Annotated in this window: 18 protein-coding genes and 3 pseudogenes; 3 read left to right on the top strand and 18 right to left on the bottom strand. The window is 61.0% G+C overall.

All coding sequences use genetic code 11. The features are described from left to right. Nucleotides 1-548: 548 nt before the first annotated feature. The 3 genes and pseudogenes from NLM33_RS38025 to NLM33_RS38015 form a co-directional block, all read left to right on the top strand. Nucleotides 549-730, top strand: a pseudogene (locus NLM33_RS38025) (branched-chain amino acid ABC transporter permease); the annotation flags it as partial. A gap of 17 nt (nucleotides 731-747) precedes the next feature. Continuing rightward, nucleotides 748-1,407, top strand: a complete 660-nt coding sequence (locus NLM33_RS38020; RefSeq protein WP_371930040.1) for a GNAT family N-acetyltransferase — start codon at nucleotides 748-750, stop codon at nucleotides 1,405-1,407. Beyond that, a complete protein-coding gene (locus tag NLM33_RS38015; protein WP_254103530.1) occupies nucleotides 1,364-1,789 on the top strand; it encodes a hypothetical protein in 426 nt (141 codons plus the stop codon). The genes NLM33_RS38020 and NLM33_RS38015 overlap by 44 nt, the downstream gene beginning before the upstream one ends. Before the next feature lie 782 nt (nucleotides 1,790-2,571). On the opposite strand, the gene hypE is transcribed toward NLM33_RS38015, so the two are convergent. From hypE to NLM33_RS37925, 18 genes and pseudogenes are all read right to left on the bottom strand, one after another. Continuing rightward, nucleotides 2,572-3,612, bottom strand: coding sequence for a hydrogenase expression/formation protein HypE (gene hypE / locus NLM33_RS38010; protein WP_254103529.1), 1,041 nt, complete (start codon nucleotides 3,610-3,612; stop codon nucleotides 2,572-2,574). Then, entirely contained in the window at nucleotides 3,609-4,751 is a 1,143-nt protein-coding gene (gene hypD / locus NLM33_RS38005; protein ID WP_254103528.1) for a hydrogenase formation protein HypD, read from the bottom strand. Before hypD ends, hypE begins: the two co-directional genes overlap by 4 nt. Next, on the bottom strand, nucleotides 4,748-4,984 hold the full coding sequence (locus NLM33_RS38000) for a HypC/HybG/HupF family hydrogenase formation chaperone (protein WP_254103527.1): 237 nt from the start codon (nucleotides 4,982-4,984) through the stop codon (nucleotides 4,748-4,750). Before NLM33_RS38000 ends, hypD begins: the two co-directional genes overlap by 4 nt. Then, nucleotides 4,984-7,245, bottom strand: a complete 2,262-nt coding sequence (gene hypF / locus NLM33_RS37995) for a carbamoyltransferase HypF (RefSeq protein WP_254103526.1) — start codon at nucleotides 7,243-7,245, stop codon at nucleotides 4,984-4,986. Before hypF ends, NLM33_RS38000 begins: the two co-directional genes overlap by 1 nt. Continuing rightward, nucleotides 7,242-8,141 carry a hydrogenase nickel incorporation protein HypB gene (gene hypB / locus NLM33_RS37990; RefSeq protein WP_254103525.1) on the bottom strand — a complete coding sequence of 300 codons (900 nt, stop codon included), beginning with the start codon at nucleotides 8,139-8,141 and terminating at the stop codon, nucleotides 7,242-7,244. The genes hypF and hypB overlap by 4 nt, the downstream gene beginning before the upstream one ends. After that, nucleotides 8,141-8,482, bottom strand: a complete 342-nt coding sequence (gene hypA / locus NLM33_RS37985) for a hydrogenase maturation nickel metallochaperone HypA (protein WP_254103524.1) — start codon at nucleotides 8,480-8,482, stop codon at nucleotides 8,141-8,143. The genes hypB and hypA overlap by 1 nt, the downstream gene beginning before the upstream one ends. Next, entirely contained in the window at nucleotides 8,475-9,554 is a 1,080-nt protein-coding gene (locus NLM33_RS37980) for a hypothetical protein (protein WP_254103523.1), read from the bottom strand. The genes hypA and NLM33_RS37980 overlap by 8 nt, the downstream gene beginning before the upstream one ends. A 13-nt stretch (nucleotides 9,555-9,567) precedes the next feature. Beyond that, a complete protein-coding gene (hybE, locus tag NLM33_RS37975; protein WP_254106098.1) occupies nucleotides 9,568-9,921 on the bottom strand; it encodes a [NiFe]-hydrogenase assembly chaperone HybE in 354 nt (117 codons plus the stop codon). Nucleotides 9,922-10,015: 94 nt separating this feature from the next. Beyond that, nucleotides 10,016-10,153, bottom strand: coding sequence for a rubredoxin (locus tag NLM33_RS37970; RefSeq protein WP_254103522.1), 138 nt, complete (start codon nucleotides 10,151-10,153; stop codon nucleotides 10,016-10,018). A 55-nt stretch (nucleotides 10,154-10,208) separates the two neighbouring features. After that, nucleotides 10,209-11,060: a hydrogenase expression/formation protein gene (locus NLM33_RS37965; RefSeq protein ID WP_254103521.1), complete on the bottom strand. Its 852-nt coding sequence runs from the start codon at nucleotides 11,058-11,060 to the stop codon at nucleotides 10,209-10,211. Next, complete coding sequence (locus NLM33_RS37960) at nucleotides 11,057-11,404, bottom strand: hydrogenase accessory protein (protein WP_254103520.1); 348 nt, start codon at nucleotides 11,402-11,404, stop codon at nucleotides 11,057-11,059. The genes NLM33_RS37965 and NLM33_RS37960 overlap by 4 nt, the downstream gene beginning before the upstream one ends. Before the next feature lie 300 nt (nucleotides 11,405-11,704). After that, nucleotides 11,705-11,992, bottom strand: a pseudogene (locus tag NLM33_RS37955) (HypC/HybG/HupF family hydrogenase formation chaperone); the annotation flags it as partial. Nucleotides 11,993-12,022: 30 nt separating this feature from the next. Further along, nucleotides 12,023-12,604, bottom strand: coding sequence for a HyaD/HybD family hydrogenase maturation endopeptidase (locus NLM33_RS37950; RefSeq protein ID WP_254106097.1), 582 nt, complete (start codon nucleotides 12,602-12,604; stop codon nucleotides 12,023-12,025). 15 nt (nucleotides 12,605-12,619) lie between these two features. Continuing rightward, nucleotides 12,620-13,357 (bottom strand): annotated as a pseudogene (gene cybH, locus NLM33_RS37945) (Ni/Fe-hydrogenase, b-type cytochrome subunit); the annotation flags it as partial. A 14-nt stretch (nucleotides 13,358-13,371) separates the two neighbouring features. Next, on the bottom strand, nucleotides 13,372-15,162 hold the full coding sequence (locus NLM33_RS37940; RefSeq protein ID WP_254103519.1) for a nickel-dependent hydrogenase large subunit: 1,791 nt from the start codon (nucleotides 15,160-15,162) through the stop codon (nucleotides 13,372-13,374). Nucleotides 15,163-15,184: 22 nt separating this feature from the next. Beyond that, a complete protein-coding gene (locus NLM33_RS37935; protein ID WP_254103518.1) occupies nucleotides 15,185-16,276 on the bottom strand; it encodes a hydrogenase small subunit in 1,092 nt (363 codons plus the stop codon). 1,517 nt (nucleotides 16,277-17,793) lie between these two features. After that, on the bottom strand, nucleotides 17,794-19,119 hold the full coding sequence (locus NLM33_RS37930) for a DUF3422 family protein (RefSeq protein WP_254103517.1): 1,326 nt from the start codon (nucleotides 19,117-19,119) through the stop codon (nucleotides 17,794-17,796). A gap of 103 nt (nucleotides 19,120-19,222) precedes the next feature. Further along, a complete protein-coding gene (locus tag NLM33_RS37925; protein ID WP_254103516.1) occupies nucleotides 19,223-19,402 on the bottom strand; it encodes a hypothetical protein in 180 nt (59 codons plus the stop codon). Nucleotides 19,403-19,751: the final 349 nt, after the last annotated feature.

Here is a 19,751-nt window from a genome sequence, read left to right as displayed (position 1 = left end):
AGATTGGCATTGTGGCAGGAGAATCTTGCGTTTGCACGTCCAGCGCGAACTTCAATTACGACATTTGATCGCCGAGCCTGAGCTCGCCGAGCGGCTCCCAGCGACCGTTGAGCAAATTCGACGAGCGCTGCGCTTTCAAGAAGCAATATCGCCGTGCACCGGTGTTCGGTAACCGATCTAAAACGAGTGGATTCAAACTGGAATACCGCTAGCGAACTTCGATGAATGAGGCAGGCCGCCTCGTCAGCTAAGGTGAGAGAAGCAATGTACGAAGCTTAAACGGGTTGCGCGCGCGGCGGACGCATGAGCCAGCGGGACGCCAAAAGCAGGTGCGCGCGTGGGGTTATCAGCTACTTGCACGATTTCGTGGTCTCCTGATGCGTGCCGGTGTTTTTCACTGCGAGCAAGGATCGATGCGTCTACTGGGAAAATACAAAGGTCTGGTTATCTTCGCCCTATCAAAAAGAGTTTGTCTTGGACTCGCGCATTCGAAGATTGTCTGAGAGGATTTCGCCACTGGACAACGATGTCGGTTAGTAGCTCTCGCGCTGCTCTCCGGGGGAACACATTTGCTGATCGCCATCAGTTTTGGCTGATTTACAAGGCCTCCGGTATCCTGAACTTCGCTCAAGGCGCGATACTGCTGTTAGCGGCGCTGGCCTTCGTCAGTCGAGTGGCGCGTGGGACGTCGTTTGCGGTCGCGCTGGCGACCACGCTGGTCGCGATGCTGCCGCTTAATCGTATGCCATGTTGCTTGAGCTCGGAGGAGGATCACATATGGTAACGACGCGCGAAGTGTCTGTCGATGACGCCCCAACGGTGACCCACATGGTTGCTGCGCTAGCCGCCGAACTTGGGGGCGGCCAGGTACAAGCCGGACCAGATACCCAGCTTGTAGCCGAACTCCTTGCTATGGAAGAGCGTATCTATGGATTCCTAGCTTTCGCCGAGGATCGCCCGGTCGGCGTCATCATGTTGTCGGAAAGCGCGGCTCTTTTCGCGCGCGGAAGGTACGCCACGATCACCGAACTCTACGTGGTGCCGGACCAGCGATCGTCAGGGGTTGCGATGCGTCTCATTGAGGCTGCCGTAGGCCTGGGGAGGGTAAAGGCCTGGGGCCAACTTGAATTGGCGGCGCCCAAACAGCCGATGTGGAGCCGCAACTCCAGCTTGGCATTGTACTTCAAGGCTGGCTTTGCAGAGATCGGCCCACGCCTGAAGTTGCCGCTACAATGCCTCGCTAGCCCACGTCCGCAAGGTATTGCTAAGGGGCGATCGCGATTGGACTCTCGGCGGCAACGCGCACTGTCCCGGTCCGGCCCGGATTCAACGGCTGTAAGACTTGCGTTGGAAGCCGCCGGGCATGCTCTCGGAGGAGCGGACCCTCGTCCGTGGCGCGGGCGGTGAGCCGATCAGGGCCAAGGCCGAACGTCTTGCTGAAGCGCGCGGCCCGCCACTCGAGGAACTTAAACGGCATTTGAAGCCGGGGTACGCCAGTCGACGGGCGGATTTGGCTCGTGGTCGGGATCTGTCGACCGGCACCTTGAGGGAATCGGTTGAGAGCTGCACACTCAGGAAGCTTTCGGGCGGGATTTATGCGTATCCAAGGGAGACCGCGTTGGGCGGGACACCCGCGTCGGACGAGGATGTCCTGGAAGCCTTCCTGAAGGCGCGCGAATGGCGGCCAAGGATCGAGCATCCCGGAATTGAAATCATCCGCTTTGGACCCAAGGTGTTCGACAAGGGCATCGAACACCACACGATCGAGAATGTCCCTGTCCGCATCTAATCACCGGCAAAGACTATTGTCGATCTCTTCAGGAGCGCCCGATTCCGGCATGCGGCTTACGAGAGCACCGGTGGGTTCGCGCAGGTGACACAGGCCATGAAAGAGGCCCTGCGACTGCAGCAAATCCACGCGGGCAGAGATCGCTCGGTCTGCCGTGGATCCAACATGCGCTTTCTTGATTCTTAGTCTTTCGAGAGTTAGCCATCGTTGCCGGGCCAACCTTAAGCCGCGAGGCGCGAAGGCTACGTTGACTTCAAATGAGGGCGAAGGCGAGCAGGCTCGAGCAGAGCAGCGCGAGGCCCGTCGCGGTCAGCGCCAGTAGGCTAGCGGAAACAAGGTCATGGCTGTGCATCATACAGCCCTCGATTGCACAAGGGGGAAGTGTCCGATCGACTACCTGAAACGTCAAAAATTATTCGAATTCGACGCAACAATCCTGCTGTTTCCGGGCGCAAGTGCAGTTTTCCGGTGCGATCTGAGGATGGCTAGCCGACTTGCGGCGCGAGCAAAGAGATCGAATAACTGGGAGCTGTTCAACGAATCACCGAGTCCTTTGTGCGCCAATATTATTTGGTCCCATTCAGCTCATGATGTTATGAGCTTCACAATTGCGATACAGCTTCCGGGATAACTTCGTCGAATGCGTCAGTTCCTGCTTCTCATTGTAGCATTTGCAATCATGTTGGTGGTAAAGGGCCGCCACCAAGATGCTTTCGTGCCGCACGCGACCGTGTCCATACCGCCGGTCAACGTGCCATAGTCCTATCCTGTATGCCTCATCCTCAGCAGATGCGCGGCAGTTGCTCGCCCGATAGCCAGTCGACGATGCTGCCGCCGCCAAAACTGGTGATCATCTGCACGAAATGACGCGCGTCGGCGATCGCCTCGCCGATGTCGGCGGCATCACAGCCGAGCGGATGCGTCCGCATGGCAGCGAGCACGGCATTGGCGACGTCGGGCGACACGATCGCAACCAGCTTGCCTTCATTGGCGACATGAAGCGGATCGAGTCCGAGGAGCTCGCAGGCCGCCGCCACGCCCGGTTTCACCGGGATTGCCTCTTCCTGCAAGCGGAAGCCGACGTCGGATTGCTGGGCGATCTCGTTCAGGGTCGCGGCAAGCCCGCCGCGCGTGGGGTCACGCATCAGGCGAATGCCGTGGCCTCCGGCCTGAACCATCTTCTGGACGAGATCGTGGAGCGCCGCCGAATCGGACGCGATCTCGGTTTCGAAGGCGAGGTTCTGCCGCTTGGACATGATGGCGATGCCATGATCGCCGAGCGTGCCCGAGATCAGAACGCGGTCTCCGACGCATGCGTTCTCCGCGGAGAGATTGAGCCCGTCGGGCACCACACCGACACCGGCTGTCGAGATGAACAGGCCGTCGGCCTTGCCGCGTTCGACCACCTTGGTGTCGCCGGTGATGATGTGGACGCCGGCCAATCGCGCTGCTTCGCCCATGGAATCGGCGATTCTCTCGAGGTCGCAGAAGGGAAACCCCTCCTCGATGATGAAGCTCGCCGACAGGTAAAGCGGCCTCGCCCCGGCCATTGCGATGTCGTTGACCGTGCCGTGCACGGCCAACGAACCGATATTCCCGCCCGGGAAGAACAGTGGCGAAACGACGTAGCCATCGGTCGTCATCACCATGCGACCGGCGCAGACGTCGAAGGCCGATTGATCATTGCCGCGCGCCAGCCATTCATTGCCGAAGGCCTCGTGGAACAGCCCCGAAATCAGCTGTACCATCGCACGGCCGCCGGAGCCGTGAGACAGGTCGATGCAGCCATTCCTGATGTCGAGCTTGCGTTGATGGCCTCTCATGACGCTCCCCTCTGCTCTTGAACCCGGAAGCGGCGATAGGTCCAATGCGCGGCGCAGGCGCCTTCTGAGGAGACCATGCAGGACCCCACCGGCATTTCCGGCGTGCAGACCGTCCCGAAAAGCTTGCAATCCACGGGCTTCTTTACCCCGCGCAAGATGGCGCCGCACTCGCAGCCCCGATTGTCCGCAAAGCATAGCTCGCGCATGTCGAAGCGCAGCTCCGCGTCGTGTATGTCGTGAGCGCGCTTCAGCTTCAGCCCGCTGTAGGGAATTTCACCGAGCCCGCGCCATTCGAACCGATCTCGCAGCTCGAAAATGTCGGAAATCTCCTCCTTGGCCCGCGGATTGCCGTCGCGGGTCACCGCGCGGCGATACTGGTTTTCCACTTCGTGGCGATGCTCGTTGACTTGCCGGACCAGCATCAGGATAGCCTGCATCATGTCGAGTGGCTCGAAACCGGCGATCACGACCGGCTTGCCGAACTTCTCCGCGAAAAACTCGTAAGGCGCCGTGCCGATGATGGTCGAGACATGGCCCGGCCCGACGAAACCGTCGATCGCGACATGGCCGGTATTGCCGATGTCGGGGCTCTCCAGAATGTTCTGCATCGCCGGCGGCGTCAGTACGTGGTTGCAGAACACGCTGAAATTCGAAAGCTGCTTTTTCTCGGCCAGACGGACCATGACGGCCGTCGGCGGCGCCGTCGTCTCAAAGCCGATGGCGAAGAACACGACCTCGCGGGCGGGGTTCTCCTCTGCGATGCGGATCGTATCGATGGTGGAATAGACCATGCGGATATCGGCACCGCCGGCCTTTGCTTTGAGCAGGGAAGCACCTTGCGAAGCCGGCACACGCATCAGGTCGCCATAGACGCACAGGATGACATCGGGCCGCTCGGCGAGCAGGATCGCCATATCGATTCGCCCGACCGGCAGCACGCAGACCGGGCAGCCGGGGCCATGGATCATCCGCACGTTGCTCGGCAGGATGTCCTCAAGGCCAAAGCGCGAGATCGCGTACGTATGGCCGCCGCAGAATTCCATGAAGCGATAGGATCTTTCCGACTCGGCCGCGGCGTGGATCGTCTTTGCCAGCCCCAGCGCAATCGCCTTGTCGCGAAATTCGTCGGCATATTTCATTGCGCGGATCGATGCCCTTCGATGCTGAGCTCGCGCAGGAGCTCGAGCGTGCGCCTCGCCTCCTGCGGATCGATCTTGGCCAGAGCGTAGCCGACGTGGATGATCACGTAGTCGCCGATGGCGATATCCTCGACCAGCGCTACGGATATCTCCTTGCTGACGCCATCGATGGAGACCACGGCCATATCCTCAGTGAGAAGCTTCATGACTTCAGCGGGTATGGCGAGACACATCAGGCGATTCCTTCTGAGCCTTGGTGTTCGAGGACTAGCAGGGCCGCGATCCAGGCCTGCCCGAGGCTCAGGCCACCGTCGTTGGGTGGCACCTGGCGCGGAAGCAGCGGCCTGAGACCGACGGCGAGGCAGCCGCGCTCGATCTCTTCAGCAAGGATGGCATTGAGGAAGCAGCCGCCACTTAAAGTTACGCGCGTGAGGCCTGTCTGCTGCGCCGCACGCGCGATCCAGTCAACGCAAGCGGCGGCAAAGGTGCCATGGAAGAGTTCGGCTCCTTCGGTCGGATCGAGCGCATCGGCGCTAAGGCGATCGAGCAGCGGATGCATTGACAGCACGCCGTCTTCGATGACCCACCCATCATCTACGACACGGGAGCCGCGCACGCGCGCCTCCAGCTTCAGCGCGGCCTCGCCCTCATAGCTCTGGACGGAGGAGAGACCAAGCAATCCTGCCGCCGCATCGAACAGCCGGCCGGCGCTGGTCGTCACGGGCACGTCGGATTGGTCGAGCAACGCGCAGAGGCGCGCGGACTGCGGCCGGCTCGCGAACCGGCGCGGGATCGCCTCGCCGCGCCCCAGGGAATGCAGCACGCTCGCCGCCATTCGCCATGGCTCGCGCGCAGCGCGCTCTCCGCCCGGCATCTTGAGCGGCGCCAGATGTCCGATCCGCTGGAAGCGCGCTCCTTCACCGAGCAGAATTTCGCCGCCCCAATTGCCGCGATCGCTGCCATAGCCGAAGCCATCGAGCACGAGCGCGAGCGTAGATTCCTCGATACCGTGCTCCGCCATGACCGAGGCAGCATGAGCATGATGATGCTGGACAGCGATCAGCCGCTGGCTGCTCGCCTCGGCGAAGCGGGTCGATGCCATGTTGGGATGCAGGTCATGCGCAACGACGACCGGCTCGACATCCAGTATCGCGATCAGGTGCCGCACAGTTTCCTCGAAGAAGCGGATGCCTTCCGCGGTATCGAGATCGCCGATGTGCTGGGATACGAAGGCCTCGTTGCCACGCGTGAGCGTGACTGTCGATTTCGAGGCTCCGCCGACGGCGAGCACGGGCGGCAGCGACCGCGCAAGCCGGACCGGCTCGGGAACATAGCCCCTCGCCCGACGAATGAACCGCGTCCGCCCTGCCACGACCGACGCGACCGAATCGTCGGCGCGCGTCACGATGTCGCGATCATGGGTGACAATAAGATCCGCAATGGCGCCAAGGCGCTGCGCCGCCTCCCGATTGTCGATCAAAAGCGGCTCGCCGCCGGGATTGGCGCTGGTAGCGACGATCACCCAGTTTTTGTCCGTCCGCGGATGGTTCGAACTCAGTTCATGGAACACGAGGTGATGTAGCGGAGCGACGGGCAACATGACGCCGATGCGCGACAGCTCCGGTGCGATCGCGGATGCAAGTCGTTGGCGTGACATCAACAACACGATCGGCCGCGGCGAGGACTCCAACAGGGCAAGTTCAGCCATGCTGGCCCTGGCGATCTCCGAAACCGCGCCGACCGAGCCCACCATCACGGCAAAAGGCTTCTGGTCCCGCTGTTTCCGTCGGCGCAGGCGCTGCACGACATCATCGTCGCGCGCGTCGCAGACGAGCTGATAGCCGCCGAGCCCCTTGATCGCGACGATCTTGCCCGAAGCGATCGCAGCGGCGATCTCCCCGGCACTATGGCTGAGCCTCGGGCCACATTGCGGACAGGCGATCGCCTCGGCATGGAATCGCCGGCTTGTGGGATCGGCATAGTCGCTCGCGCACGCCTCGCACATGGCGAAGCGCTTCATCGCCGTGGCGGAGCGATCATAGGGCAGCTGCTCGACGATGGTATAGCGCGGGCCGCAATGGGTGCAATTGATGAAGGGATAAAGGTGGAAGCGGCTGCTCGGATCGAACAGCTCGCTCAGACACTGCGGACAGGTCGCGGCGTCCGCGACGATCCGCGTCGACACCTTGCCCTGTTCGCTGGCGCGAATGCAGAATTCGTCGCTCAAGACGGCAGCGATGCTCTGGATAGAGATCTCGTCAATCCGCGCGAGCGGCGGCTTTTCAAGCGGCAGTGCAGCGACGAAATCGGACGTGCGTTCGCCCTCGACTTCGATCACAACGCCGTGCGGATTGTTAGCGACGAAGCCGCCGAGGCGATAACGCGCGGCGAGGCCGTAGACATAGGGTCGGAAGCCGACGCCCTGCACGGCGCCGCGCACATGCAGGCGTAGCCGCTGTCCATTCTGAGCCGTGGCCTCACCGCGCATGATCATTCCGCGGTGGCCATATCGACCGGCCTCATCTTCTTCGATTGCTTGCGGATCCAGGCATAGAATGCCGCCAATCCTTCACCAGTGCGCGCCGACACCGTCAGCACCTCGATCCGGGGGTTAACCCGCCGCGCGAATTCGACAGTCCTGGCGAGATCGAAACCGAGCACGGGGAGAAGATCGATCTTGTTGATCAGCATCAGGGACGAGGCAGCGAACATGTCGGGATATTTGAGCGGCTTGTCTTCGCCCTCGGCGGTCGAGAACACCACGATCTTGCAGGCTTCGCCGAGATCGAATCCCGCAGGACAGACGAGATTGCCGACATTCTCGATAAAAAGAACGCCGCTGTTCAGGCGAGGCAGCCGGTCGTAGGCCGCGCCCACCATCGCGGCATCGAGATGGCAGCCCTTGCCGGTGTTGACCTGGATGGCCGGCACGCCGGTCGCGCGGATCCGCTCGGCGTCGTTGGACGTCTGCTGGTCGCCCTCGATCACGCCGATCGGAAAGCTGTCTTTCAATTCAACGACGGCGCGAACCAACAGCGAGGTCTTGCCTGCGCCGGGGCTCGAGACCAGGTTGAACGCGAGCACACCGTCAGCACGGAAGCGTGCGCGGTTGTCGCCGGCGAGCCTTTCGTTCTTGCCGAGGATGTCGCGTTCGACCTGGATGATACGATCGCGGCTCACGCCGGCAATCCGGCGGCCAGCCGGACTCGCACCGCAATCGAGCAGCCCGACGTCGCCACGCTCATCAACATGGGTCCCACCATGATGATGGTGATGGCGATCGTGGCCGAGTCCATGAGGGTGATGATGCTGTCCACCATGATCATGATCATAATCATGTGCATGCTCGACGACCCATTTTCTGTCACCGCAGCCGCAAACCGTACACATCAGTCGACCTCCAGTTCCTTGACGCGCATTTCTTCCCCGCCGGTCACCTGCAATCGATGACTGCCGCAGGACGGGCACGGTCCATAACGATGCCTGATCTCGACGCTCGTCGAGCAGGCCACGCACCAGGCTATTGCGGGCGTCTCGACGATTTCGAGCCTCGCGCCTCGCGCGATGGTCCGCGCGGCGACCGCCTCGAAGCAGAACGTCATCGCCTCCGGCGCAGCATGACTGAGCGCTCCGATCTCGAGGAATATCACCTTCACCCTGGAGAACGCGTGCTTGCGCGCTTCTTCCTCGACGATCCCGATGATCCCTTCGCATAGCGCCATTTCATGCATGACCGACCTCGCGGAAGCTGAGTGTGAAGCCGACGCATGGATCGAACGAGCTGACGAGGTTTTGCACCGCGTCCTGTCCCTGCCGCCCGTCGGCCGGCAGAGAGCCTCGCAGCCTGCGGACCAGCGGTCCGCGCGCATGGAAGTTCCATTCTGTCGGGGCCAGGAACTCGAAACGGACGATGCAATCGTCGTCATCGAGCGCAATGACGTGGTAAAGCCGGCCGCGGGCGCATTCGACAGCGGCCGCACCTTTGCCGGCGCCGAGGCGATAGCTCCCGATGATGCCGTTTTCCAGCACTTGCGTCCTACCTTCAAGCCAGGCGCAAAGCCGGGCTATCTCAGTGATCCGCGCGTTCAGGCGCTCGGCAGTGCCGGCGTCCCGCGGAATAATCGACTCACGCCCAATCCGGCGCGCCCAGACGCCGGTCTCCGGAATGCGGCCCTGAAGATCGGGCGCATCGGAAAAGGCCGGGCCGTCTGCCACCATCCGCATGACGACGTCAAGATCGTCGGCCGCTGACAAGAATGACTGCTCGACCACCGAAAGCGACAGCGCGTTGCCGTTGAGGCTCGCAAGATGCGTGGCCAGTGCGCTACCCGGCGCCGGAGCCAGCTCCTCGCCCGTGATGCCTAGCGCGTTGAGCGACGTCCTGATTTGCGACAGGGCCCCGCCCCGTGACGGCCCCTCGCCGCCGCTGAGCACGGTCGTGGCCAGCATCGCGGCACGAGCCACGGCGGCACTCGGGCCGTCCAGCGTGCGCCAACCTACGAACAGCCCCCGCAACAGCTCGGTCAGACGCTCGGCGCTCACGGCGGTGACGCGGCGCTGCAATGTCTCGGCAGAGGATACCTTGCCGTGCGCAGCCTCGACCGCCGACAGGAATGCCGCCTGATGGGCTGCCGAGCACGGCGAAAATAGGCGCGGCAGGACAGACAGCAACGACGCGACCGGCTTTCCCGCAAACAGGCGCGTCAAAGGCGGTCGGCTGCGCGGCAGGATTGCAACGTCCGCGATGGTGCGGCCGGCGCGCCAGACCGTGATGTCGATCTCGTTGCGGAAGGCCGGGCTCATGCATGCCGCTCCGTCACAATGAGAAAGTCACGCCGGGCTCGTGCCGGTGGACCACCTCCTCCGCGTTAGCCGGCAGCATCAAGGCTGGGAGCGCGGCCTCTGCCGTCGCCAGCACCGAAATCATGTTTGCGAAATCGAACATCATAGAGAACAGTGAGTAAGTTGCGATACGGCCAAGCGCCTCGACTTCGCTGAGCGCGAACTCGATATTCCCCTCGGGAAGGTTCAACGGCAGCCGGGGCTCGAACGCCTTCTGCATGAGGTCGTCCGCCTGACTCACCACGGTCATGAACCAGGGCGTCGCTATGAAGGTGACGATGGTGCCGTTGAAAAGGCGGAAACCGACCGCCGCATCGGCAGATCGCACACCGCGCAATCGCCGATCTTGCGATAAGCGCCGGCCGACCGTTCGCCCCACGCCACGGCATTGGCCACGCTGAGCTGGGTATGCGCCTTGCCCATCACCATTCCATCGCCAGGAAGTTGGATCTCGAGGCGTCGCAATCCGGACAGTGCCGGTCCTGCGGCAACGCCGCGATCCGCGTGCGAGGCGCGACCTGCCCCTCGCCGTCAGCGGGATCATAGACCGAATGCAACATACCAGCCGCGTGCCGTCGGCAATATGCTGGCGCACGTCAAGACGCTCGAAACCCGTCATTTGAAATAGGCCTCGATGATTTCGCGCAACCGCTCGGCGGAATCCTCGAAGTCCTCGTCGGCCGCGAGCGCGACCGTGGGCACGCCGCCGATCTCGAGCGTGTCGAGGATGATGGTGTCCATCGCATTGAAGAACTGCACCGACCAGACATTGCGGATTCCGGTCGCAAACATACGACATGTGCCGTAGCCGCGCGAGACGAGTTGGATCGGCCCGTTCCGGATCGTCTCATGGAGGAAGCTCATGTCGACCGGACTCATCGGCAGCAGCGTAAAATTGATGATCTGCGAGAGGATGCCCGGGCGCCAGGCCAGCGCACGCTCTCGGATTTCGGCAAGGACCGGCAGCACGTTCATGGAGCCCTCCGGCACCCGCCCGATCTCGAAATCTACCGTCGTGAAATCGGCGGCCGCGCGCTTCACGATTTCCGGGATGGCCCCGACCTCGAGATACTCGGATGCCTCATCCGTCTCGAGCCGCACGCGCCAGATCCCGGCCATCACCGATTCCTGGATTTGCGCGAGAGATCCATCCGGCAGCGCGATGAGGCCGGCCACTTCGCCTTCGCCGAGCACATCGGCAATCAGCTTGCGTTCGAGATCGTCGAGATTGCCGAGCCTGAACAGTCGCGTCGCGGCGGCGACCTCTTGCCTGGCGATAGTGATGGCGAGCTTTGACAATAGCTTGACCGCCCTCGGGCAGTTCCTGGCCAGCTCCGCACTGTCGAGCGACGCAAGCCTCGCCAAGGCGCCCGCTGCGGTCAGGATGCCGCCAGTCGCGTCAAAGCTCTTCTCGCGGTAGATTGGCTGCTCCGCATCTTCAGCCTTCGACCAGAAGCCCGCCTTCATCGTCCGACACCCTGTGATTTATGGTACGGGACAGCGGCTCCTACGACTGCGGCCGCCTCTCGGTGTAGTCGGGCGATCGGCTTGGAGATACGGTCGACATAGATCGACCAAGCCTTCATTGTTCGTGCGGTCAGCCCGAGTGTTTGCGCCTTGGCGAGCAACATCACCATCGGCTGTCCTCGCATTAAAGAGCCCTGAGCGAGGTCACCCTCGGCCTTGCGTGCGATCACCGCGCTACACAGCCGCCCAACAAACTCATTGATCAGCTCGGGCGGAACGACGGCAGCCTCGGTCGCCTCCGCAAGTCTTTCGGGATCGGCCGCCGACAACAACACGGTCACCACGCCTGCCTCATCGGACTCGGCTGGAGAGCGATCAAGGCAAGTGAAATCGACCTCGGACCGGCCGCGTCGCGGCAGATCAGGCGTTCCTGCGGCGTAAGCCTTCCGGTTCTAACCATGTCAGATATTTTCCCATGCGTGCGACGCCGCGTTTTCAGATGAAAAGTCCGCTGTTAAGACCGGATCACAGTCATCTCTTTGGACCAGAGGCGCGTCTTCGAGCTTCGCAACCGTTTCCATGAACCCGGCACTGGTCGTATCGTTCGTGTTGGAGTGCCGAAGATGGCCATTGGCCAGGTCGAGCCGGAGATGCTCGGGCAGTATCGGCTCGCGGTCGATCAGGTCGGAGAAGAAGCGCTCGCAAGCCTCGCCATTGAGCGCTGCGCCGATGCCTTCAATCGCATCGGCAATCAGCCGCGCTTCTTGATCCTCTAGACGTCGAACCGCGGCATCGACATGGACCAGCACCTTGGCATGGACCGGCGGACTGGAGAGCAACAGCACCGAGACACGCCGCCGTACGCCGCGAAACTCGCAAAGCGCCGAGATGCCGTCGGTTTCGATAATCGTCATGGGCAAACCAAGACACATCTGCGATGTCTCCGACAGTTCGCTGACCGTTCAGGTCCACGCTCTCATCTCGTAGTGCAGGTGATCGATGCCGCTGGCGAGCAACCACTCGGATTCCCGCAATGGTGCAATGCGTGGCGTCACCTCCACGCCCCATTCAGCTAGGATTGAGCTGGCAAGTTCTACCGCAGGATCGATCTGATTGCGCACCGCCCGTGTCAGGGACCCGCCCCAGTCCTCGAGGTCGAGTGGCTGACAACCGACCAGCACGAGGTGTTTTGGGCAATGTCCGAGCAGATCAGTTGCACTGATAACCTCCTGAAAACTGGTATGATGCAGGCTCATCTTCCTAACGCCGGTGAAGCGCGGCACGTCCTCGTCACGCACGACCTTCAACTGTCCAGGCTCTAGGCCATAATCAACCGCGTCGAATACGATCAGGCAGTCAGATTCGCGAAGATAGTTCACAAGTTGGAGCCCCTGTGTACCGCCGTCCAGGATGGTGACGTTATCGGGTACCGCGTAGCGGCGATGGAATTCTTCCACGGCTCGCACTCCAAACCCTTCGTCTGCCCAAAGAATGTTGCCGATACCGAGCACCAGGATGCGCGTTGGCTGTAAACATGTCGGCACCGGCCTGCTCGCCGAGTCTCGATGCTGACGTACACCGGAGATCATCGAGGAGATGATGCTCTGGCGCGACATAATATCTTCGCGAATGACGGCATAGACGTGCAGCATAAGGAATATGATCAGCATCCACATGCCCAGATGGTGCCAGGTGCGCACGTCCTGGCTGTTCGACCAGATCGCAAACACCCAGCCGAACAGCTTGTGCTGCCAGCTGTCGTTCCCGGTGCTTTCCGAATAGAGGGCCAATCCCGTGACAATCATGAAGGCCACGCCCAACGTGAAGCACGTGAACAACGCGGTCTGCGCCAGCGGATTATGGCCGAGATACAACTTCGGCTTGCGCTCTAGGAAGGCATAGCAGCGGATCTCGTGCAAGACGTCCTTCCAGAACTGCCTACGATGCACCGGAATGTAGAATATCTGCCGGGAATGGTAGTTGCCGGCGAAGGCCCATAGGATGCGGGTGAGAAAGGACACCGCGAGCACCTGTCCTGCCGCAAAATGGGCAAAGCGGATATAGCCCATCACGAAGTTGTCGGACGCTTCGCCCGCGAACGACGGCAGCGGCGTTCCGATCAGATAGCCGGTAACCACCAACACGAAAATCGAAAACGCACTCACCCAGTGGCAGATTCGCACCGGCGCTTCGTAGATATACACGGGCCGCGCGATGGCGTGCTCGCCGGCGGCATCGGTCGCGTCCGCAGCAAGGTCCGGCTCAGTTTCCCCCGGGGGCGCAACTGCACTCATCATGGCATTCCTTCCTCCTACCTGACCTTAACCGTCGCCATTTCCTGGCCGTCTGGCGACATCACATGCGTCGAACAGGCCAGGCACGGATCGAAGGAGTGGATGGTGCGCAGGATCTCCAACGGCTGTTGCAAATCCGCCATGGGCGTGTCCATCAACGAGGCTTCAAAGGCGCCGATATTGCCCTTGGGATCCCGCGGCGAGCCGTTCCAGGTGGTGGGCACCACGCACTGGTAGTTGTCGATTTTAGCTTCTTTGATCTTGATCCAGTGCGCGAGCGCGCCGCGCGGGGCCTCGGTGAAGCCGTAGCCTTTAGTTTCCTGCGGCCAGCTATCCGGCTTCCATTTGTCGATATTCGCGGTCGAGGAGTCACCGGCCTTGATGCGCGCGACCAGCTTGTCTTGGAAGTAGCGCATCTGGTGCGCCGCCCATTGGCATTCCAGCGCCCGCGCCGTGGTACGGCCGAGCGTGGAGAACAGCGCGATGAGGGGCAGGCCGAGCGTCTTGAGCAGCTTTTCCGTCGGCTCCTTGAACTCGGGCTTGTTCTGGGCATAGCCGATGATGTAACGGGCGAGCGGCCCAACCTCCACCGCATTGCTGCGCCAGCGCGGCGCCTTGATCCAGGAATACTTGCCACCCTCGTCGAGTTCCTTGATGTCGGTCTTGGTGCCCTTGGCATTGGGACCGAGCACATAGTTCGGCTCGGTGACGCCTTCCCAGGGATGCAAGCCCTTGGACTCATCGGCATATTTGTACCAGGAGTGGATGACGAACTCCTGGATCTGCTCGGGGTCCGCATGATCGATTGGCAGCACTTCATTGAGATTGCCGTCAATGATCACGCCGCGCGGCAGTTTCAGATTGCCGGCCGAATAGTCGTTAGCCGTCTCCGGGATGTCGCCATAGGCCATCACACTCTTGCCCGAGAGGCCGCCGCCATAGAGCCAGTCCTTGTAGAACGAGCCAATCGTAACGATGTCGGGCAGATAGACCTTTTCGGTGAACTCGATGCAGCGGTTGATGATGGAGGAGACGAGGTTGAGCCGCTCCATATTGACGGCGCCGACCGCGCCGGCGCCGTCGACGTTGATTGCGCAGGGCACACCGCCGACCAGCCAGTTCGGATGCGGGTTCTTGCCGCCATAGATGGCGTGGATCTTGACGATATCCTTCTGGAAATCGAGCGCTTCCAAATAATGCGCGACCACCATCAGGTTCGCTTCGGGGGGCAGTTTGTAGGCGGCATGGCCCCAATAGCCGTTCTTGAACGGTCCGAGCTGGCCGGATGCGACGAACTTCGTCAGCCTGATCTGGAGATCCTTGAAATAGCCGGGCGAGGACAACGGCCAGGACGAGACCGACTGCGCCAGCGCCGATGTCGCCTTCGGATCGGCCTTGAGTGCCGAGATCACGTCGACCCAGTCGAGCGCATGCAGGTGATAGAAGTGCACGAGATGGTCATGCACCAGAAGGCACAGCTGCATCATGTTGCGGATCGAGTTGGCGTTCTCCGGAATGGTGATACCGAGCGCGTTCTCGACACCGCGCACTGAAGTGAGCGCATGCGTTCCGGTACAGACGCCGCAGATCCGCTCGGTGAAGGCCCAGGCGTCGCGCGGATCGCGGCCCTTCAAGATGGTCTCTATGCCGCGCCACATCGTGCCCGTGGAGACCGCATTGCGGATCACGTTGTCGGAGTCGACATTGACCTCGACCCGCATGTGACCTTCGATGCGGGTCAGCGGATCAACAACGATGCGCCTGCCGGAATCCTCGAGCTTGAACCCGTTGGGTGTCCGGATGCCCATCGCTTGCGGTCCCTGAAATCGACTAGTGATCTTGATTTGCGTCTTCGCGCTTGCTGGCGAGCCATTTTACGGCCGTCACCGCGGCATGCGCGCCGACCGCAGCTCCAACGGCGCCCGCTACCGCCATGCCAATCTGGTCGGCATTCTTCTCGATACCGAACTGCTTGATGTTGGTGAGACGGTCGTAGAACGAGCCCTTGTCCCAGAACCCGTCTTCCGAGCATCCGATGCAGCCGTGGCCGGACTGGATCGGGAAGGAGATGCCACCGTTCCAGCGCACCGTGGAACAGGCGTTGTAGGCAGTTGGTCCCTTGCAGCCGATCTTATACAGGCAATATCCTTTACGCGCTGCCTCATCGTCCCATTCCTCGACGAATTGGCCTGCATCGAAATGCGGCCTCCGATAGCATTTGTCGTGGATGCGCTGCGAATAGAACATCTTGGGCCGCCCCTGGCGATCGAGCTCGGGCAACTTGCCGAAGGTGATAATGAAGGTGACTATGCCGGTCATGACCTCGGCGATCGGTGGACATCCCGGCACCTTGATGATCGGCTTGTTGGTTATGACCTTGTCGATGGGCGTTGCCCGCGTCGGATTGGGCCTGGCCGCCTGAACGCAGCCCCAGGAGGCGCACGTCCCCCAGGCGATGACCGCCATCGCATCCTCGGCCATCATCTTCAGTTTCTCGACGAATGGCTTGCCGCCGTCGATGCAGTACATACCGCCCTCGTTCAGGGGCGGATTGCCTTCGACCGCGAGCACATACCGGCCCCTGTACTTGGCGCGGGTCTCTTGGAGGATCGCTTCGGCCTGATGTCCGGCTGCCGCCATAATGGTGTCGTCATAGTCGAGCGAGATCATCGACAGCACGGCATCCTTCACCAAGGGATGAGCGGAACGGATGAAGCTTTCAGAGCAGCAGGTGCATTCGAGCCCATGCATCCAAATCACCGGCATTCGCGGCTCTGTTTCGAGCGCGGTGGCAATGCGGCTCGCCGCCAGCGGCGCAAGCCCGAGGCTCGCCGCCGTCAGGCTGCAGAATTTATGAAAGCTTCGGCGCGTGATGCCCTGTCGCCTGATTACGCTATAGAATGTTTCCGTCGCTACCTCCATGAACCCTCTCGTCTTCTTTGACGCATCGATGGACGCACGGGCAGCAAGAAGCGGGCCAACCCTCAGTGCGTGAGCGCCATCATTTCGGATCTGGCGCTTACGAGCGGCCTTGGTTGATGACTTCACCGACTGCGCCGTCCGGACGATTAACCTTCCGCCTCTCTGTCAGCCTGAAGCGCAGAATTTCTCCAGTGTCCATCTTTGGCAAAGGTGGCCTTGCCGGTACGATTGGCGTTCGGCGTAATGAGGTGCGAGGCACGATCGAATGGCTCCAGCGGCAAGGCGAACTCAGAGCTCCCGATCAATCGGCCATTCAGAATCCTGCATCGTAACCGAGTTTGCCCAGCCTCTGGCATCGACCGTGAGAGCGGTGCGCACATAGATCAAAGGCTCTACAAGCCGGTTGGATCTATGTTCATCCAGTCGTCATAATGGGTGCCATCGCTCGGGCGTGCGGAGCGCTGTACGATTGTCGCATAGGCCAATATTACGTGGGGATGCGAGTGGAATATTCGACGTCGATCGTATCCAGCACATGGGTCTTCCATTGGCTCGTCCGCGATTCGGCGCATTAGCCGTTAACATAAGTCGCAGCTACGCCGCTTTCCGGCTTCGTGGAGCCCAATCTCCGTTATTCCTCTGACGGAATTCCTCGGCTGGAAGATTCAGATTCTGCGATCGGGTCCATCGCGCGAAGCGGACCTCGCCCAAGAGATCGCAAAGGCTAACAAGCCCGTACCGCTCGCACGGTCCCAACTCTCGGCAACGCTGATCCTGCCATGCCGCCGGATTTCGGGTGCGCACAGCTTGATGACAAGACGCCCAAAAGTCCGGGCGAACGCGACCGCAGCGGTCGGCATCCCAACATACCCTTTGATATCGTTCCCCGACGGCGCCCCCTAGAAAGTACCGCAGGGCGGCCTCGACGCCTGGACCTGGAGAAGCGCCGAGTCCGCCCCTACACCACCAGGGGGCCCTAGTGATGCTGGTTTGAACAAAGCAAGTGGTGTGCCGAGGCGAGCTTACATTTGTTGCAAGCTTCTCAATTCCTCGAACCGCGTGAATTTAGCTGATGTCAATTTGTATCTGTTCGCGCCCGATTGCCAGACCTTCATCAAGATCAAAGCGGTCTCAGCGGGTTGTTTCGGCCATTTTGGGCAGCACATTTCTGTTCGGGCGGATGCGCTTCGCTCGGTCATTCTCGGACAATTTTGTAGCAAACCGAACATCACTCCGACCAAGCGAATGTCACACTGTAGACACTCCGACAAAGCACGATGCGCGACCTAAACGTCCCGTGCTCGTAAGGAACCACGCCGAGCCGTCTGATTGCCTCGACGATCCGTTGCATCTATGACAATACAGAACGTCAGCCTATCCACAAAGACACGCGAATAGTCAGCCTACACGACGGCAGATCACGCAGAGGCGCACAGCGGCCGGGCGCCCACACCAGATTGAAGCATGCACATCACCGAGCCTCGCGCGCACAGCAAGATTCTCGTCCTTGGCAAAACTTATTTGCGAACCCTGAACGGTGCATCGTCGGGCTTAAGGTGCCGTTTCCGAATGTTGTAGCTCACCAGCCAGATCACACCGACGGCGATCGGCACGAAGGCCGCAGTTACGGACGCGGGCTCTACGTGCAGTCCGACGTCTTGCGCGCCCTTTGCGAGATAGGCAAACAGGCTGACCACATAGTATCCGATGGCCCCGACTGACAACCCCTCCACCGTAGACTGCAGCCGGAGTTGCTGTCTCGTACGCTCGTTGATCGAGTGTAGAAGATCGCGATTCTGTTGTTCGATTTCCACGTCCACGCGTGTTCGCAACAGATCGGCGGCACGAGCCAACTTCTCTGATAGATTGGCCTGACGCTCCTCCATCGTCGCACAGGTTCGTATCGCGGGCGTCATACGGCGGCCCAGGAACGACGACCAGGTCGGATAACCCACGACATCTTCGCCTTCGATGATCGACAGTCGGGATTGCACCAGCTCGTTGTATGCTCTGCTGGCACCGAAACGGAACAGACTGCCGGCGACGTCTCTTTCGAAGGAGACGGCCAATGCGGTCAGTTCCTCAAGCAGATGGTTGTTGACCTTCAGCCCTTCGGCGCCCTGCATCTCCTCGAGCACTTCGATGAGACGGCGATCAATCCGATCGACCGACGGCGCAAGCTCCAGCGCGGTCGACAGACCAAGCAGCGCTAACGAGCGGTAGGTCTCGATTTCCAGGAGACGTTGTACCAGTGCGCCGAGATCGTGCGGCGTCAGTCCGAGATCGTAGACCAGAATTCTCGTAAAACCTCTTTCGTCTGCGCGGAAGTCGGAGGCCACAGCGCCTGCGCCTCCCTTGACGTGGACCATCGCCAGACTACTTTTGTCAAAAATCTGCTCGGCGCGTTCCGTTAGAGAAGCACCCCGCTCTACTTCCAACTTGATCGCGGCGAGCAATTCTCCGGTCTGCGATAGTGCGCGGATTAGTGATCGAACGCTGTCACGGACATCGCCGAATTGCCGAGTTGCTGGACTGTTCGCAGTGCTCCAGATCCACGTGAAAGTAGCAAATTCCGAATGCTGCTCCCAGCGCAGCACTACCGGTCCGAACCCGATCTGATGATGTTTCGCGGACGCCTCCGGCGGTGGCACCTTGTGCGCCCGGCAGAACTCGATAAACCGGCGGCGATCGCGTGCGGCATCGTCGCCCTTTGCGAGAAATACGAAGCGGACCATGCCAAGCGATGAAACGAGACCGGTAAACGGGCGCGCATGCACTTCGCCGAGCACAGCGTCACGCTCAGGGTGCAGCTTGAACGATGCTAAATCCAATTGATCGACCATCGAGTTCTCCCAAGCCCGCATCACCGCAAGTGGCATGGTCGGCGCCAGCGAGCGGGTGCATCCCCGGGCAAGCGATCAAGATCAGGTTGGTGGCCTTCGGCTCCTAGGAAAGTCCTTGTGCAAGCCAGATCGGCGCCTGCAAATTGATCTGGAACGAGCGCGTCGAGGCTTCTGCTAAAGTCGTTGATGACCTCAGCCTCGCGCCGGACAGCCTTTTCGGCGAAATGCGGCCGTTGTTCGCCAGCAGTGGAGCCACCTCTGCATCGTCGTTTTGGTTGATCAAGTTTCACATGCGCCTCCATTCTGTAAGCTCAGGCGTCTCGCATTTGTGCAGTGCAGGATTTGGGCCAGTGGGATACAGGCGAACACGCGTGTAGCGCTTCCGGTCCACCGCCACGTCCAGCGACAATGGTGGATTATTGTCGTCAAGCACGTTCATGGTGGGACAGCCGCGCGCGCGGTAACGAACAAACGGATCTGACGGTTCCCCAAGTCACCGGACGCGCCAGCACCGTGCCTCCGAACGGCGCTCTTGTCCCAAGCGCTGGCACGGCTGTGATACGCCAGATGAGCAATCGCGCATTATGCGCTGTCAATGCGATCCAGCTAGGTTTGGCAGCTGGTTATCTGAG

The sequence above is a fragment of the Bradyrhizobium sp. CCGUVB1N3 genome, from assembly GCF_024199925.1.
Classification (GTDB): Bacteria; Pseudomonadota; Alphaproteobacteria; order Rhizobiales; family Xanthobacteraceae; genus Bradyrhizobium.
Note: the sequence above shows the minus strand (reverse complement) of the source record. Positions and strands in the feature narration are given on the sequence as shown.